Source organism: Streptomyces sp. NPDC043685, from assembly GCF_056436585.1.
The window spans coordinates 161,596-178,310 of record NZ_JBWKCH010000007.1 but is presented as its reverse complement, the minus strand read 5'-3'; the positions used below and the strand labels follow the sequence as shown (position 1 = coordinate 178,310).

11 protein-coding genes are annotated in these 16,715 nt (G+C 70.2%); 6 read left to right on the top strand and 5 right to left on the bottom strand.

All coding sequences use genetic code 11. The features are described 5' to 3' along the window. Nucleotides 1-5: 5 nt before the first annotated feature. The 4 genes from AC0665_RS23945 to metH form a co-directional block, all read right to left on the bottom strand. Nucleotides 6-1,589, bottom strand: a complete 1,584-nt coding sequence (locus tag AC0665_RS23945; RefSeq protein ID WP_468410433.1) for an ABC transporter substrate-binding protein — start codon at nucleotides 1,587-1,589, stop codon at nucleotides 6-8. Between the two features lie 107 nt (nucleotides 1,590-1,696). After that, complete coding sequence (locus tag AC0665_RS23940; protein WP_478705761.1) at nucleotides 1,697-3,301, bottom strand: ABC transporter substrate-binding protein; 1,605 nt, start codon at nucleotides 3,299-3,301, stop codon at nucleotides 1,697-1,699. A 408-nt stretch (nucleotides 3,302-3,709) separates the two neighbouring features. Further along, complete coding sequence (locus tag AC0665_RS23935; protein WP_468410437.1) at nucleotides 3,710-4,411, bottom strand: HAD family hydrolase; 702 nt, start codon at nucleotides 4,409-4,411, stop codon at nucleotides 3,710-3,712. Between the two features lie 128 nt (nucleotides 4,412-4,539). Beyond that, a complete protein-coding gene (metH, locus tag AC0665_RS23930) occupies nucleotides 4,540-8,052 on the bottom strand; it encodes a methionine synthase (protein ID WP_478705760.1) in 3,513 nt (1,170 codons plus the stop codon). Between the two features lie 305 nt (nucleotides 8,053-8,357). On the opposite strand from metH, the gene AC0665_RS23925 reads away from it, so the two are divergent. The 6 genes from AC0665_RS23925 to AC0665_RS23900 all read left to right on the top strand — a co-directional run bounded on the left by AC0665_RS23925 (nucleotide 8,358) and on the right by AC0665_RS23900 (nucleotide 15,380). After that, the gene (locus AC0665_RS23925) at nucleotides 8,358-9,131 is read left to right on the top strand and encodes an IclR family transcriptional regulator (protein ID WP_468410441.1); all 774 of its coding nucleotides are present in this window, start codon (nucleotides 8,358-8,360) and stop codon (nucleotides 9,129-9,131) included. Between the two features lie 263 nt (nucleotides 9,132-9,394). Beyond that, nucleotides 9,395-10,189: an MIP/aquaporin family protein gene (locus AC0665_RS23920; RefSeq protein WP_478705759.1), complete on the top strand. Its 795-nt coding sequence runs from the start codon at nucleotides 9,395-9,397 to the stop codon at nucleotides 10,187-10,189. 85 nt (nucleotides 10,190-10,274) lie between these two features. Next, complete coding sequence (gene glpK, locus AC0665_RS23915) at nucleotides 10,275-11,813, top strand: glycerol kinase GlpK (protein WP_468410445.1); 1,539 nt, start codon at nucleotides 10,275-10,277, stop codon at nucleotides 11,811-11,813. An 8-nt stretch (nucleotides 11,814-11,821) separates the two neighbouring features. Continuing rightward, on the top strand, nucleotides 11,822-13,438 hold the full coding sequence (locus tag AC0665_RS23910; protein WP_468410447.1) for a glycerol-3-phosphate dehydrogenase/oxidase: 1,617 nt from the start codon (nucleotides 11,822-11,824) through the stop codon (nucleotides 13,436-13,438). 128 nt (nucleotides 13,439-13,566) lie between these two features. Next, nucleotides 13,567-14,238: a FadR/GntR family transcriptional regulator gene (locus tag AC0665_RS23905; RefSeq protein ID WP_468410449.1), complete on the top strand. Its 672-nt coding sequence runs from the start codon at nucleotides 13,567-13,569 to the stop codon at nucleotides 14,236-14,238. 158 nt (nucleotides 14,239-14,396) lie between these two features. Then, complete coding sequence (locus AC0665_RS23900; RefSeq protein WP_468637049.1) at nucleotides 14,397-15,380, top strand: PAC2 family protein; 984 nt, start codon at nucleotides 14,397-14,399, stop codon at nucleotides 15,378-15,380. Between the two features lie 71 nt (nucleotides 15,381-15,451). On the opposite strand, the gene mshC is transcribed toward AC0665_RS23900, so the two are convergent. After that, nucleotides 15,452-16,681, bottom strand: a complete 1,230-nt coding sequence (gene mshC, locus AC0665_RS23895) for a cysteine--1-D-myo-inosityl 2-amino-2-deoxy-alpha-D-glucopyranoside ligase (protein ID WP_468410453.1) — start codon at nucleotides 16,679-16,681, stop codon at nucleotides 15,452-15,454. Nucleotides 16,682-16,715 lie beyond the last annotated feature (34 nt).

The following is a 16,715-nucleotide window of genomic DNA, read 5'->3' as shown; positions in this document are numbered from 1 at the left end:
GGGTGTCAGGCGTCCTTGCTGAGCTCCCAGAAGCGGAACACCGTCGACGCGTCGAGGCAGTACTCCAGGCCGTAGACGCCGTCACGGACGACCGCGTACTGCTTGGCCTGCCACACCGGCAGGACGGGGAGTTCGTCGGCGACGATGTCCTGCAGCTCGCCGAACTCCTTGTCCGTGGAGGCCCGGTTGGTCAGGGCGGCGGTGCGCGGGATGAGCGATCCGGTGATCGTGCCGTTGTCGTAGTTGTTGCTCAGCACGTTGCCCTTGCCGAAGAACGGGGCCGTGAAGTTGTCGGCGTCCGGGTAGTCCGGCACCCAGCCCTTCACGTAGACGCCGTACTTGCCGGCGGCGATGTCCTTCTCGTACTGGCCGAAGGGGACCGACTTGACGCTCGCGTCGAACAGGCCGCTGGCGTTGAGCTGGCCGGCGATGGCGTTGAGCTCCTGGTCGGTGGCGGGGCCGTAGCGGGACGGGGTGGACCAGAGGGTCAGCTTGACCTTGCCGGTGATGCCGTCCTTGCGCAGCGCGGCCTGGGCCTTGGACCGGGACGGGCGGGCGCCGTAGGTGTCGAAGAAGGCCGTGTTGTGGCCCGCGATGCCGGCCGGGATGATCGAGTAGAGCGGGGTGGCGGTGCCCTGGTAGACGTCCTTGATGAGGGCGTCGCGGTCGAGCAGGTGGGCGATGGCCTTGCGGACGCCGAGCTTTCCGGCGACCGGGTCGTCCATGTTGAACACCAGGTGCTGGACCTCGGCGCTGCTGCCCTCGACGACCTCGACGCCGGTGCCGTCGTCGGCCTTCTCGGTGTCCGCGATGTCGCCGGCGGTCAGACCCCGGTAGGCGACGTCGACGTCGCCGTTCTGGATGGCCTGCTTCAGGGCCGTCTGGTCGCCGTCGAAGAACTTGAGCGTCACGCCGGTGTTGTTCACCTTGGCGGTGCCCTTGTAGTTCTCGTTGACGGAGAAGACCGCCTGCTCGTCGTCGAACGAGTCGAGCTGGTAGGGGCCGGAGCCGACCGCCTCGCCGTCCTTGCGCAGGCCGTCCGCGTCGTACTGGGTGTGGTCGACGATGGAGCCGGCACCGGAGGCGATCTTGCTCGGGAAGGTGGCGTCCGCGGTGTTGAGGCGGAAGACGACCGTCTTGTCGTCCGGCGTCTCGACCTTCTCCAGCGTGGGGAACATGATCGCGGGCCCGTCGGGGTCGTTGATCTTCAGCATGCGGTCGAAGGAGAACTTGACGTCCTTCGAGGTGAGCTCGTCACCGTTGCTGAACTTGAGGCCGTCCTTCAGCGTGCACCTGTAGACCGTGGTCTGCGTGTCGGTGAAGGCGCAGCTCTCGGCGGCTTCCGGCTGCGGTTCCGTGGCGCCCTTGGGGAAGCTCAGCAGGGACTGGAAGACGTTGTTGAACAACAGCCAGGAGCCGGGGTCGTAGCCGGAGGCCGGGTCGGTGGCCAGGACGTCGTCGGACATCCCCACCACCACGTTGGAGCCGTCCCCCGCGGCGTCTCCACTCTCCGTGCCACAGCCGGTCAGCAGTCCGGAGGCGAGGCCCGCCACGATGGGCAGGACCGGCCACTGGTTGCGTATCTTCACGTGTGTGCCTTGTCGTCGGTTCTCGAGAACACCCGGAGCGTGTCCCTGGCTCCGGGGCACGGCTCCCCGGGGCCTCGGTCAGGGGCCCCGGGGATCCAGCGGGTCCGTCAGCCGCTCACGCCCCGCCCGAGCTCCCACAGCTGGAGCGTCGAGGCGGAGTTGAGCGCGTACGCGGTGCCCGTGATGTCGTCGCGCGCGGCGACGTACTGCTTGCCCTGCCAGAGCGGCAGCACCGGCACGTCGGCCGCGACGACGTCCTGAATGTCCGTCAGGGAAGTGGAGGCGGACAGCCGGTCGGCCTCCCGGCGGGATTCCGGGATCAGGGTGTCGCGGATCCGCCGGTTTTCGTACGGCGAGCCGAGGGTGTTGTCCGCGTCGAGGAACGGCGCGAGGAAGTTGTCGGCGTCCGGGAAGTCCGGGAACCAGCCCATGCCGTAGACGTCGTACTCGCCCTTCTTCTCGGCCGGGCGGAACGTGTTCCACGGGGTGCCCTTGATGCCGACCTCGAACAGGCCGCTGGAGTTCAGCTGGTCACGCAGGACCTCGAACTCCTTCTTGGTGGCCGGGCCGTAGTGGTCGGTCGTGTAGTGCAGCGTCAGCTTCACCGGGGTGGTGATGTTCGCCTGGCCGAGCAGGGCACGGGCCTTGCTGACGTTCGGCTCGCCGTACTTGTTGAAGAACGAGTTGGAGTGGCCGGTGACGCTGGCCGGGACCAGCGAGTACAGCGGCTCGGCCTGGGAGCCGTAGACCTTCGAGACGAGCGCGCTGCGGTTGACGACCTGGGCCATCGCCTGGCGCACGGCCTTGGACTTCACCGTCGGGGCGTCGGTGTTGAAGCCGAGGTAGCGGATCTCCAGGCCGGGCATCTCGACGAGGTCGATGTCGGTGTCCGCGTCAGCCGAGAGCTTACGGATCTGATCCGGCGACATGGCACGGGTCATCAGGTCGATGTCGCCCTTGTGGAGCGCCTCGCCCATGGCGTCGGCGTCCTTGAACGAGACCATGTCGACCTTGTCGTTGTTCACCTCGAGAGTCCCCTGGTAATCGGGGTTCTTGGTGAACTCGGCCTTGACCAGTTCGCCGTTCTCGACGTCGGCCTTGAGGGTGTACGGGCCGGAACCGTCCAGCTCGAAGCCGTCGCGCAGCTTGTTCTTCGGGTAGTCGTCGGGGTCGACGATGCCGGCGACGGGGGTCGACAGCTTGTACGGGAAGGTCGCGTCGGCGGTCTTGAGGTGGAAGATGACCTCGCGGTCGCCCTGCGTCTCGACGGTGTCGATGGTGGACAGCAGCGCGAACACGCCGCTGTCGGCCTTCAGGGAGCGGGCGCGGTCGATGGAGTACTTCACGTCGGCCGCGGTCACGGCGTCGCCGTCGGCGAACTTCAGGCCGTCGCGCAGGGTGCAGGCGTAGCGCTCGTTGCCGGTGTCGGTGAAGCCGCAGCGCTCCGCGGCCTCCGGTACCGGCTCGCCCTCGCCGCGCGGCTGGATCATCAGGGTCTGCACGGTCTGGCGCAGGATGTTCCAGGTGCCGACGTCGTAGGCGTACGCCGGGTCGAGGGGCGCGGGGGCGTCCTTCGAGGCGGTGAACCGGTCCGTGGTGCCGACGACGATCGCGTCGCTGTCGCCGCTCCCGCTGTCGGACCCGCCGCAGGCGGCGAGCACCGGCGCGAGCAGGCCGATCACGGCCGGCAGCACCAAAGTCTTGCGGTTCATGCTCGAGTTTCTCCAGAGCTGTCGACTCCGTGTACCCGGCATGCAGGGGTGGCGCAGCGGATCACGGGGATGGGGCGATGTTCTCGCGACGAGATTAGTCGGGGCCGGCAGGAGGGTTCGCAGCCACCGGAGTTGAGCACCCATCACGCTGCGGAACCGGGTGCGGACACACCGAAAGCCCGCCAGTGGAAGCTTTGGTGCAGCGTCCCATCAATCGGGACACAAGGGCACGCCCACGGCCCCCCGGAGGGGGTCCGCAGCACACACGGGATCCCCTGTCGAGCCCGGTCCGCGTGGGGAACGTCACACGCCTGAACGGGTTCCGGGGTATGGGAATTCGCTCATCCGGAGGGGTTCGAATTGCCTTCGGAATTGCCGTGTTAACGCTGCTGCACGCTGGGTGAACGCCTAGCGCATTTCCGTCATCAGGTCGTGCAGAAATGCCAGGTCGACCTCTTCCAGGGAGGTCACGACCGTACGGCGCAGGGCCGGGGCGATGGGGGCCACGGAGGGCACGGCCACCACCTGGCAGCCCGCGGCCTCGGCGGCGGCGACCCCGGTGGCGGTGTCCTCGATGACGGCGCAGCGGGCCGGCTCGGCGCCGAGTCCGGCGGCGGCGGCCAGGTACGGGTCGGGGTGGGGCTTGGTACGGGGCACCTCGTCGCCGGCCACGGTGAGGCTGAAGTGGTGGGCGCCCAGGGAGTCCAGCACCCGGTCGATGATGCGCCGGTGCGAGGCGGAGACGAGGGCCGTGGGGATCTCGTACTCGTACAGCTCGGCCAGCAGACGCCCGGCGCCCGGCATCAGCGGCAGGGCGCGGCCGATGCGGGCCTCGAACCCGTCGTTCAGGAGCACGGTGAGGTCGTCGAGGGTGATGTCGGCGCCGGTGGCCTCGATCAGGAAGCCCGCGCTGCGGGTCATGGGGCCGCCGACCACGACATGCCGCCAGGAGTCGTCGAGCGTGTGACCGAGGGAGGCGAAGACCTCGCGCTCGACGTCCCACCAGAAACCCTCGGTGTCCACCAGGGTGCCGTCCATGTCCAGGAGCACGGCTTGCAGGGCCGACCCCTCAGCGGACCGGGTACCGAGTGCGGGGACCGTACTGGTCATCCACCTACCTCCTTGAAGGGACGATCAGGCCGGCTCCCACAAAGGGAGCCGGCCTGCAGTGGACCGACCAGTCTACGTCGTGCGCGACCGAAACGCTCGTTCAGCCCGTGCGGCCCGGCGGGGCGGGGTCAGCGGGCGTTGAAGTACTTCGCCTCCGGGTGGTGGATCACGATGGCGTCCGTGGACTGCTCCGGGTGCAGCTGGAACTCCTCGGAGAGGTGGACGCCGATGCGCTCCGGCTGGAGCAGGTCGGCGATCTTGGCGCGGTCCTCCAGGTTCGGGCAGGCGCCGTAGCCGAGGGAGAAGCGGGCGCCGCGGTACTTCAGCTCGAACATGCCCTGCATCTCGTCCGGGTCCTCGCCGGCGTAGCCGAGTTCGGAACGCACGCGGGCGTGCCAGTACTCGGCGAGCGCCTCGGCGAGCTGCACCGACAGGCCGTGCAGTTCGAGGTAGTCGCGGTAGGCGTTGGCCTCGAACAGCCGGGCGGTCTCCTCGCCGATGCGCGAGCCGACGGTGACGACCTGGAGGCCGACGACGTCGGTCTCGCCGGACTCCTCCGGGCGGAAGAAGTCGGCCAGGCACAGGCGCCGGCCGCGGCGCTGGCGCGGGAAGGTGAAGCGGGTGCGCTCGTTGCCCTGCTCGTCCAGGATGATCAGGTCGTCGTCCTTGGAGACGCACGGGAAGTAGCCGTAGACCACGGCCGCCTCCAGCAGGTTCTCCGTCTGGAGCCGGTCCAGCAGGCCGCGCAGCCGGGGCCTGCCCTCGCTCTCGACGAGCTCCTCGTAGGAAGGGCCCTCGCCGGTGCGGGCCTGCTTCAGACCCCACTGGCCCTTGAACAGGGCGCCCTCGTCGAGCCAGCTCGCGTACTCCTTGAGCTGGATGCCCTTGATCACCCGGCTGCCCTGGAAGGGGGCGCGCGGGACGGGGTTGTCGGTGGCGACGTCGGAGCGGACGTGGCCTTCCTCGGGCCGCTCCTCGACCTCGACGGCGGCGGCCCGCACCCGGCGCTGCCTGAGTTCGGGCAGCTTCGCGCCGGGCACGCCCCGCTTGACGCCGATGAGGGCGTCCATCAGGCGCAGGCCCTCGAAGGCGTCACGGGCGTAGCGGACCTCGCCCTCGTAGATCTCGTGCAGGTCCTGCTCGACGTACGCCCGGGTCAGCGCGGCGCCGCCGAGGATGACCGGATAGTTCGCCGCCAGGCCGCGCTGGTTGAGCTCCTCCAGGTTCTCCTTCATGATCACCGTAGACTTGACCAGGAGGCCGGACATGCCGATGACGTCGGCCCTGTGCTCCTCGGCGGCGTCCAGGATCGCGGAGACCGGCTGCTTGATGCCCAGGTTGACGACGTTGTAGCCGTTGTTGGACAGGATGATGTCGACGAGGTTCTTGCCGATGTCGTGCACGTCGCCGCGGACGGTGGCCAGCACGATGGTGCCCTTGCCGGCCTCGTCGGTCTTCTCCATGTGCGGTTCGAGGTGGGCGACGGCCGTCTTCATGACCTCGGCGGACTGCAGGACGAACGGCAGCTGCATCTGGCCGGAGCCGAACAGTTCACCGACGACCTTCATGCCGTCCAGCAGGGTCTCGTTGACGATGTCCAGCGCGGGCCGCTCCTGGAGCGCCTCGTCGAGGTCGGCTTCGAGGCCGTTCTTCTCACCGTCGATGATGCGCCGCTTCAGACGCTCGTCCAGCGGCAGGGCGGCCAGCTCCTCGGCCTTGCCGGCCTTGAGGGACTTGGCGGTGGCGCCCTCGAACAGCTGCATGAGCTTCTGCAGCGGGTCGTAGCCCTCGGCGCGCCGGTCGTGGATGAGGTCCAGGGCCGTGCGGACCTCCTCCTCGCTGAAGCGGGCGATCGGCAGGATCTTCGAGGCGTGCACGATGGCCGAGTCCAGTCCCGCCTTGACGCACTCGTCGAGGAAGACGGAGTTCAGCAGGATGCGGGCGGCCGGGTTGAGACCGAAGGAGATGTTGGACAGGCCGAGCGTGGTCTGCACCTTCGGGTGGCGCCGCTTCAGTTCGCGGATGCCCTCGATGGTGGCGATGCCGTCCTTGCGGGACTCCTCCTGGCCGGTGCAGATGGTGAAGGTCAGACAGTCCACGAGGATGTCCTCCTCGTGGATGCCCCAGTTGCCGGTCAGGTCCTCGATCAGCCGTTCGGCGATCTCGACCTTCTTCTCGGCGGTGCGGGCCTGGCCCTCCTCGTCGATGGTCAGCGCGATCAGCGCGGCGCCGTGCTCCTTGGCGAGCGCCGTGACCTTGGCGAAGCGGGAGTCGGGGCCGTCGCCGTCCTCGTAGTTCACCGAGTTGATCACCGCGCGGCCGCCGAGCTTCTCCAGGCCGGCCCGGATGACGTCGACCTCGGTGGAGTCCAGCACGATCGGCAGCGTGGAGGCGGTGGCGAACCGGCCGGCCAGTTCCTCCATGTCGGCCACGCCGTCCCGGCCGACGTAGTCCACGCACAGGTCGAGCATGTGCGCGCCCTCGCGGATCTGGTCGCGGGCCATCTCCACGCAGTCGTCCCAGCGGCCCTCCAGCATGGCCTCGCGGAACTTCTTCGAGCCGTTGGCGTTGGTGCGCTCACCGATCGCCAGGTAGGAGGTGTCCTGCCGGAACGGCACCGACTGGTACAGGGAGGCCGCGCCCGGCTCGGCCTGCGGGCTGCGCTCGGTCGGGGCGACGTCCCGGACCCGCTCGACCAGCTGTCGCAGGTGCTCGGGGGTGGTGCCGCAGCAGCCGCCCACGAGGGAGAGGCCGTAGTCGCGGACGAAGTTCTGCTGCGCGTCGGCCAGGCCCTCGGGGTCGAGCGGGAAGTGCGCGCCGTCCTTGGTGAGGATGGGCAGGCCGGCGTTCGGCATGCACAGCAGGGGGATGCGCGAATGGCGCGTGAGGTAGCGCAGGTGCTCGCTCATCTCGGCCGGGCCGGTGGAGCAGTTCAGGCCGATCATGTCGATGCCGAGGGGCTCCAGCGCGGTGAGCGCCGCGCCGATCTCGGAGCCGAGCAGCATGGTGCCGGTGGTCTCGAAGGCCATCGAGACCAGCAGGGGCACGTCGGCGCCCGTGGCCTCCATGGCGCGGCGGGCGCCGAGGACGGACGCCTTGGTCTGGAGGAGGTCCTGGGTCGTCTCCACGAGCAGCGCGTCCGCGCCGCCGGCGAGCAGGCCCTCGGCGTTGGCCTGGTAGCCGTCGCGGATCGCGGTGTAGGTGACGTGGCCGAGCGTGGGCAGCTTGGTGCCGGGGCCGATCGAGCCGAGCACCCAGCGCGGCCGGCCGTCCCGGGCGGCGTACTCGTCGGCCGCCTCGCGGGCGATCCGGGCACCCGCCTCGGACAGCTCGTGCACCCGGTCGGAGATCTCGTACTCGGCGGCGGCGGTGTGGTTGGCGCCGAACGTGTTGGTCTCCACGCAGTCCACGCCCACCGCGAAGTAGGCGTCGTGGACGGAGCGGACGATGTCCGGCCGCGTCAGGTTGAGGATCTCGTTGCAACCCTCGAGATTCTCGAAGTCCTCGAGCGTGGGGTCCTGCGCCTGGAGCATGGTGCCCATGGCTCCGTCGGCCACGACCACACGGGTGGCCAGGGCGTCTCGGAGCGCGGACACACGGGTCCGGCTGTCGGTGGAAGGGGTCGGCGGCAACGAGGCCATGTGAAGGGCTCCCTCAGGTGCGACGGCTGTCGGCTTTGCGGCTTCCCGGACGGCCGGAGGGCTTCCGGGGAAGGGCGCACCGCGCCAGCGTAACCGGGAGTCGGCTTGGATGGGCAGCACGTCCACGGGGCGGACTCCGGCGGCGCCCGGGACCCCGCCGGACGGCGGCGTGCGTCACCGGTGGCGTAACAAGTGGCGACCTGCCATTAGCGGGAGGTCGACATGGACCGGTAGTGTTCGGCATTGCCGAACGAGGGCTCTGGTGCCGCTTGTCGGCGGTCGAAGGGGACGGAGGCAGTACGGCGATGGCACGGAACATCCAGTCGCTCGAACGGGCGGCCGCGATGCTGCGGCTGCTGGCGGGCGGCGAGCGGCGGCTCGGCCTGTCGGACATCGCCTCGTCGCTGGGCCTGGCCAAGGGCACCGCCCACGGCATCCTGCGCACCCTCCAGCAGGAGGGTTTCGTGGAGCAGGACGACGCCTCCGGGCGCTACCAGCTGGGCGCGGAGCTGCTGCGCCTGGGCACCACGTACCTCGATGTGCACGAGCTGCGGGCGCGCGCCCTGGTGTGGACCGACGACCTGGCCCGCTCAAGCGGCGAGAGCGTCTACCTCGGCGTCCTGCACCAGCAGGGCGTGCTGATCGTGCACCACGTCTTCCGGCCCGACGACAGCCGGCAGGTCCTGGAGATCGGGGCCATGCAGCCGCTGCACTCCACCGCCCTGGGCAAGGTGCTGTCCGCCTACGACCCGGTGGCGCACAGTGAGGCCCTGGAGGCGGACCGCAAGGCGTTCACCGACCGGACCGTGTGCGAGCCGGAGGACTTCGAGCACATCCTCGACGTCACGCGCGCGCGGGGCTACGCGGCGGACGTGGAGGAGACCTGGGAGGGCGTGGCCTCCCTCGCCGCCCCCATCCACGACCGGCGGCGCATGCCGGTCGGCGCGGTCGGCATCACCGGCGCCGTGGAGCGGCTGTGCCGGCCCGACGAGGAGGGCGCGCTGCGGCCCGAGCTGATCGCGGCGGTGCGGGACTGCGCCCGCGCGGTCTCGCGGGACCTGGGCGCCGGGCGGTTCTGAGAACCCGACGAGCGGACCGGGGCGTCGTACGGCGTTCCGGTCCTCGGCATGTCCGCGTCCACCTGCGGAGAAGATCTTCGAACACGCGGCGATCAGTAACGATCGTGTTTTCGACAACACAGCCCTTGACGTGCTCGTAACGCCGAAGCAAGACTCCCGTCCATCGGTCGACATTGTCGAACAGCTACCGGCAATACGCGCTAGAGTGTGACAACGCCAGGCCGGTATCGAACTTCCCTGGACGTAGGACAAAGGAGTCGCGGGTGTCCAGCTCCGACATCTTCATCGGCGAGACCATCGGTACCGCCATACTCATCCTCCTCGGCGGTGGCGTCTGTGCCGCCGTCACGCTGAAGGCTTCCAAGGCCCGCAACGCCGGCTGGCTCGCCATCACCTTCGGGTGGGGCTTCGCGGTGCTCACGGCCGTCTACACCTCGGCGCCGCTGTCCGGCGCCCATCTGAACCCGGCCGTCACCCTCGCGCTCGCGATCAAGGACGGCGACTGGAAGAACGTCCCGGTCTACTGGGCCGGTCAGATCCTGGGCGCCATGATCGGCGCGGCCCTGGTCTGGATCGCTTACTACGGTCAGTTCCACGCTCACCTCACCGACCGCGAGATAGTCGGCGCCCCGGGTGCGCAGGACACCACGGCCAAGGCCGTCGAGGCCCAGGAGAAGGGCGCCGGCCCCGTGCTGGGCGTCTTCTCCACCGGCCCCGAGGTCCGCGTCGCCTGGCAGAACGTCGCCACGGAGGTCATCGGCACCATCGTGCTGGTGCTCGCGGTGCTCACCCAGGGCCTGAACGACAAGGGCAACGGCCTGGGCACCCTGGGCGCCCTGGTCACCGCCCTCGTCGTGGTCTCCATCGGCCTGTCGCTCGGCGGTCCGACGGGGTACGCGATCAACCCGGCCCGTGACCTCGGCCCGCGCATCGTGCACGCCCTGCTGCCCCTGCCCAACAAGGGCGGCTCCGACTGGGGCTACGCCTGGGTCCCGGTGGTGGGACCGCTGATCGGCGGTGCCATCGCCGCAGGCATCTACAACGTCGCGTTCGCCTAGGAGCGGCATTCACCGCCGCTTCGCGAAACTCTCGGCACGCGCCGTACGTAAAGCCCCATAAACACGGAACTTCCCAGGAGACACAGTGACCGACGCGCACACCGCCGGCCCCTTCATCGCCGCCATCGACCAGGGCACCACCTCCAGCCGCTGCATCGTCTTCGACCGGGACGGCCGGATCGTCTCCGTCGACCAGAAAGAGCACGAGCAGATCTTCCCGAAGCCGGGCTGGGTCGAGCACAACGCCACCGAGATCTGGACCAACGTCCAGGAGGTCGTCGCCGGGGCCATCGAGAAGGCCGGCATCACCCGCGACGACATCAAGGCCATCGGCATCACCAACCAGCGCGAGACGACCGTGCTGTGGGACAAGAACACCGGTGAGCCCGTCCACAACGCCATCGTCTGGCAGGACACCCGCACCGACGCCCTCTGCCGCGAGCTCGGCCGCAACGTCGGCCAGGACCGCTTCCGCCGCGAGACGGGCCTGCCCCTCGCCTCCTACTTCGCCGGCCCCAAGGCCCGCTGGCTGCTCGACAACGTCGACGGCCTGAAGGAGCGCGCCGAGGCCGGCGACATCCTCTTCGGCACGATGGACAGCTGGGTCATCTGGAACCTGACCGGTGGTGTCGACGGCGGCAAGCACGTCACCGACGTCACCAACGCCTCGCGCACGATGCTGATGAACCTGCACACCATGCAGTGGGACGACAAGATCTGCGAGTCCATCGGCGTCCCGAAGCAGATCCTGCCCGAGATCCGCTCCTCCGCCGAGGTCTACGGCGAGATCACCGGCGGCAGGCTGGGCGACCTGCTCGGCGGCATCCCGGTCGCCTCCGCGCTCGGCGACCAGCAGGCGGCCCTGTTCGGCCAGACCTGTTTCGCCGAGGGCGAGACCAAGTCGACCTACGGCACCGGCACCTTCATGGTGATGAACACCGGCGACAAGATCATCAACTCCTACAGCGGCCTGCTGACCACCGTCGGCTACAAGATCGGCGACCAGAAGACGGTCTACGCCCTGGAGGGCTCGATCGCGGTCACCGGCTCGCTGGTGCAGTGGATGCGCGACCAGATGGGCCTGATCTCCACCGCCGCCGAGATCGAGACCCTCGCCCTGTCGGTCGAGGACAACGGCGGCGCTTACTTCGTGCCGGCCTTCTCCGGTCTGTTCGCCCCCTACTGGCGCTCCGACGCCCGCGGTGTCATCGCCGGTCTGACCCGGTACGTCACCAAGGCCCACCTCGCGCGTGCCGTGCTGGAGGCGACCGCCTGGCAGACGCGGGAGATCGCCGACGCCATGACGAAGGACTCCGGCGTCGAGCTGGCCGCCCTGAAGGTCGACGGCGGCATGACCTCCAACAACCTGCTGATGCAGACCCTGGCCGACTTCGTGGACGCCCCCGTGGTGCGCCCGATGGTCGCCGAGACCACCTGCCTCGGCGCCGCCTACGCCGCCGGTCTCGCCGTCGGCTTCTGGAACAGCACCGACGACCTGCGCGCCAACTGGCGGCGGGCCGCCGAGTGGACCCCCCGCATGGACGCGGAGACCCGCGCCCGTGAGTACAAGAACTGGCTCAAGGCCGTCGAGCGGACCATGGGCTGGCTCGAGGACGAGGAGTAAGAAACAGCATGACCACCAAGTCCACCCTGCAGTCCGTGCCTGCCCTGGGGACGCACCCGGCCTCCGGCTCGAACCCGAGCCGAGCCGAGACCAGGGAGCAGCTCTCCAAGGCGTCGTACGACCTTCTCGTGATCGGCGGCGGCATCCTGGGCATCTCCACCGCCTGGCACGCCGCGCAGTCCGGCCTCAGGGTGGCTCTGGTGGACGCCGGTGACTTCGCCGGCGCCACGTCCTCCGCCTCCTCCAAGCTCCTCCACGGCGGTCTGCGCTACCTGCAGACCGGTGCGGTGAAGCTGGTGGCGGAGAACCACTTCGAGCGCCGTGCGGTCTCCCGCCAGGTGGCCCCCCACCTGGCGAACCCGCTCACGTTCTACCTCCCCGTGTACAAGGGCGGGCCGCACGGCGCGGCGAAGCTCGGCGCGGGCGTCTTCGCCTACTCCGCGCTCTCCGCGTTCGGTGACGGCGTCGGGCACCTGCTCTCGCCGGCCAAGGCCGCGCAGGACGTGCCGGAGCTGCGCACCGAGAACCTCAAGGCCGTGGCCGTGTACGGCGACGACCAGATGAACGACGCCCGCATGGCGCTGATGACCGTCCGCGGGGCCGTCGAGGCCGGCGCGGTCGTGCTCAACCACGCCGAGGTGACGGGCCTGCGCTTCACCCAGGGCCGGGTCACCGGCGCCGAGCTGAAGGACCGCCTGTCCGGCGACGAGTTCGGCGTGAACGCCCGACTGGTGCTGAACGCGACCGGCCCGTGGGTCGACCACCTGCGCAAGATGGAGAACCCGAACGCGGCTCCGTCCATCCGCCTGTCGAAGGGCGCGCACCTCGTCCTGAAGCGGACCTCCCCCTGGAAGGCCGCGCTCGCCACCCCGATCGACAAGTACCGCATCACCTTCGCCCTCCCCTGGGAGGACATGCTGCTGCTCGGCACCACCGACGAGGTGTTCGAAGGCGACCCGGCGGACGTCTCGGTCACCGAGCAGGACATAACCCAGATCCTGGACGAGGCCGCCTTCTCGGTCCGCGACCAGCAGCTCAGCCGCGACCTCATCACGTACTCCTTCGCCGGCCTGCGCGTGCTGCCGGGCGGCCCCGGCGACACCGCCAAGGCCAAGCGCGAGACGGTCGTCACCGAGGGCCGGGGCGGCATGCTGTCCGTCGCGGGCGGCAAGTGGACCACCTTCCGCCACATCGGCCGGACGATCATGAAGAAGCTGGAGTCGCTGCCGGGCCACCCGCTGGGCGACGACTTCGAGCCGATCAGCGCGCTGCCGAAGAAGCTGCCGCTGCCCGGCATCGCCAACCCGCGTGCGGTCGCCCACCGGCTGCTCACCGACCGGCCCGCGCCGGGCCCGCGCATGGCGCCCGACACGGCCAGGCACCTGGCCACGCACTACGGTTCGCTGGCGTTCGACATCGCCCGGCTGGCCAACGAGAGCCCCGAGCTCGCCGAGCGCGTCCACCCCGACGCCCCGGAGATCTGGGCGCAGGTCGTCTGGGCCCGGGACCACGAGTGGGCCGAGACGCAGGACGACGTGCTGCGCCGCCGCACCACGCTGACCATCCGCGGCCTCGCCACCGACGACGTCCGGGCCAAGGTGCAGGACGTGCTGGACAAGAAGTAGACCCGGGCCGGAAGGCCCCCACCCGGAAGGGGCGGCTCCACGCCGACGGAGCCGCCCCTTCCGCGTTCCCTCACCCGCATAATGACCCTCGATACGTCGGAGGTCTTGAGCGCACCGGGAGGCCGGCCATGGCAGTCACCGACGAGGCGATCGAGAAGATCAAGGGAATGATCGTCTCCGGCGCGCTGCGGCCGGGCGACCGGCTGCCCAAGGAGAGCGAACTCGCCGCCGGGCTCGGGCTGTCCCGCAACTCCCTGCGGGAGGCCGTGCGCGCCCTGTCGCTGATCCGCATCCTGGACGTCCGGCAGGGCGACGGCACGTACGTCACCAGTCTCGACCCGCAACTCCTGCTGGAGGCGCTGAGTTTCGTCGTCGACTTCCACCGCGACGACACCGTCCTGGAGTTCCTGGCCGTGCGGCGCATCCTGGAGCCGGCCGCCACGGCGATGGCTGCCGCGCGGATCAGCGAGCAGCAACTGGACGCGCTGACGGCCCAGCTGGACCGGCTCGGCGAGGACCCGTCCGTGGAGGATCTGGTCGCCTGCGACCTGGAGTTCCACCGGGGCATCGTGCACAGCTCGGGCAACTCCGTGCTCTGTTCGCTGCTCGACGGACTGTCGGGTCCCACGACCCGGGCCCGGATCTGGCGGGGCCTCACCCAGGAGGACGCCGTCGCCCGCACCCTGCGCGAGCACCGGGCCATCCTCGCCGCCCTGCGCGACCGGGACGCCGAGGCGGCCCGCTCGTGGGCGACCGTGCACATCGCGAGCGTGGAGCAGTGGCTGCGCTCCGCGTTGTGACCGGGGCCCGGCGCACCGCTCGGACGAATCCGGGGTGTTCAGGGCCGGATGGCGGGGCAGTGATGGGGGCACTCCCCCTGCAAGGGGGCTGCGGGCGCCCCCGCGGCACGCCGTAAGGTTGGGTGGTCAAGCGAGGGCACGTCGGAAGGAGGCACTGGGTGATCGAGCTCGAGGGGGTTCCCGAGCTGATCGACCCGGTCATGGTGGCCGCGTTCGAGGGCTGGAACGATGCCGGCGACGCCGCCTCCACCGCGGTCGCGCATCTGGACAGGGAGTGGAAGGGCGAGGTGTTCGCGGCGCTGGACGCCGAGGACTACTACGACTTCCAGGTGAACCGCCCCACGGTGTTCATGGAAGCGGGCGTCCGCAAGATCACCTGGCCCACGACGAGGCTGTCGGTGGTCCGGGTCGGCGGGGAGAAGCCGCGCGATCTCGTACTCGTCCGGGGCATCGAACCGTCCATGCGGTGGCGTTCGTTCTGCAACGAACTGCTCGGCTTCGCGCACGAACTGGGGGTGGAACTGGTGGTCGTCCTGGGCGCCCTGCTGGGCGACACCCCGCACACCCGTCCGGTTCCGATCAGCGGCACGACGTCCGACCCGGACCTGGCCCGCCGCATGGACCTGGAGGAGACCAAGTACGAGGGCCCCACGGGCATCGTCGGTGTCCTCCAGGAGGCCTGCACGCACGCGGGCGTCCCGGCCGTCTCCCTGTGGGCGGCGGTGCCGCACTACGTGTCGCAGCCGCCCAACCCGAAGGCCACGCTGGCCCTCCTGAACCGCCTGGAGGACCTGATCGACGTGCGCATTCCGCTGGGCGAGCTGCCCGAGGACGCGCGCGCCTGGCAGACCGGCGTGGACCAGCTGGCCGCCGAGGACAGCGAGGTCGCCGAGTACGTCCAGTCGCTGGAGGAGGCCCGGGACACCGCCGAGCTGCCGGAGGCGTCGGGCGAGGCGATCGCCCGGGAGTTCGAGCGCTATCTGCGGCGCCGCGACGGTGGCGGACCGCCCGCGACGGGCGGCCACGCCACGGCCGACGGCAGCGACAGCACGTCGTACCTGCGGGACAACCCCGGGGGCCGCACTCGCCCGCCGAAACCGCCCAAGCCGGGCACGGACGACGACGAGTCGTCGGAGGACTGAGACCGACGCACGAACGCCGAAGGGGCGCCTCCCGGCCGGGAGGCGCCCCTTCGGCTCTGTCCGGCTTCCGGCTACAGCGCCACGCCGAGCAGCGCGTCCACGGCACGGGAGACCACGCCGGGCGCGCCGAGGTCCGTGCCGCCGCTCCGCTCCTGGAGGGCGGCCCAGCGGTCGACGGCGGTGAGCGCGGCCGGGGCGTTCAGGTCGTCGGCGAGGGCCTCGCGGATCTCCTCGACGAGCTCCTCGGCCGGGGGCCCGTCGGGCCGGGAGACGGCGGCCCGCCAGCGGCCGAGCCGCGCGACGGCGTCCTGGAGGACCTGGTCGGTGTACTCCCAGTCGGCGCGGTAGTGGTGGGCGAGCAGCGCCAGCCGGATCGCGGCCGGGTCGACGCCGTCGTACCGGAGCCTGGAGACGAAGACCAGGTTGCCCTTGGACTTGGACATCTTCTCGCCGTCGAGGGCGACCATGCCGGCGTGCACGTACGCCTTGGCCATGGGGAACTCGCCGGTGAGGGCCTGGGCGTGCGAGGCGCCCATCTCATGGTGCGGGAAGGCGAGGTCGGAGCCGCCGCCCTGGATGTCGAAGCCCATGCCGAGGTGGTCCAGGGCGATGGCCACGCACTCGATGTGCCAGCCGGGCCGTCCGCGCCCGAGCGATCCGCCGTCCCAGCTGGGCTCGCCCTCACGGGCCGCCATCCACAGCATCGGGTCGAGCGGGTTCTTCTTGCCCGGGCGGTCCGGGTCGCCGCCGCGCTCGGCGGACAGCAGCCGCATCGCCGCGGCGTCGAGGCCCGAGACCTTGCCGAAGTGCGGGTCGGACTCGACGGAGAAGTACACGTCCCCGTCGAGCTCATAGGCGGCGCCGGCGTCCCGGAGCCGCTCGACGAGCGGGACGATCCCGGGTATGGCCTCGACGGCGCCTATGTACTGCCGCGGCGGCAGCATCCGCAGGGCCGTCATGTCCTCGCGGAAGAGGGCCGTCTCCTTCTCGGCGAGGGCGGCCCAGTCGACGCCGTCGCGCTGCGCCCGCTCCAGGAGGGGGTCGTCGACGTCGGTGACGTTCTGGACGTAGTGAACCTGCCGCTTGGTGTCGAGCCACACGCGCTGCACGAGGTCGAACGCGTTGTAGGTCGCCGCGTGTCCCAGGTGCGTGGCGTCGTACGGCGTGATGCCGCAGACGTAGATACGGGCGACGGGACCGGGGTCGAGGGTGACGAGGCCGCCGGTCGCGGTGTCGTGGATCCTCAGGTCGCGGCCCTGACCAGGCAGGGCGGGGACCTCGGAAGCGGGCCAGGCATGCATGCCATGAGCCTAACCGGACTGAAGTTCCGGATAC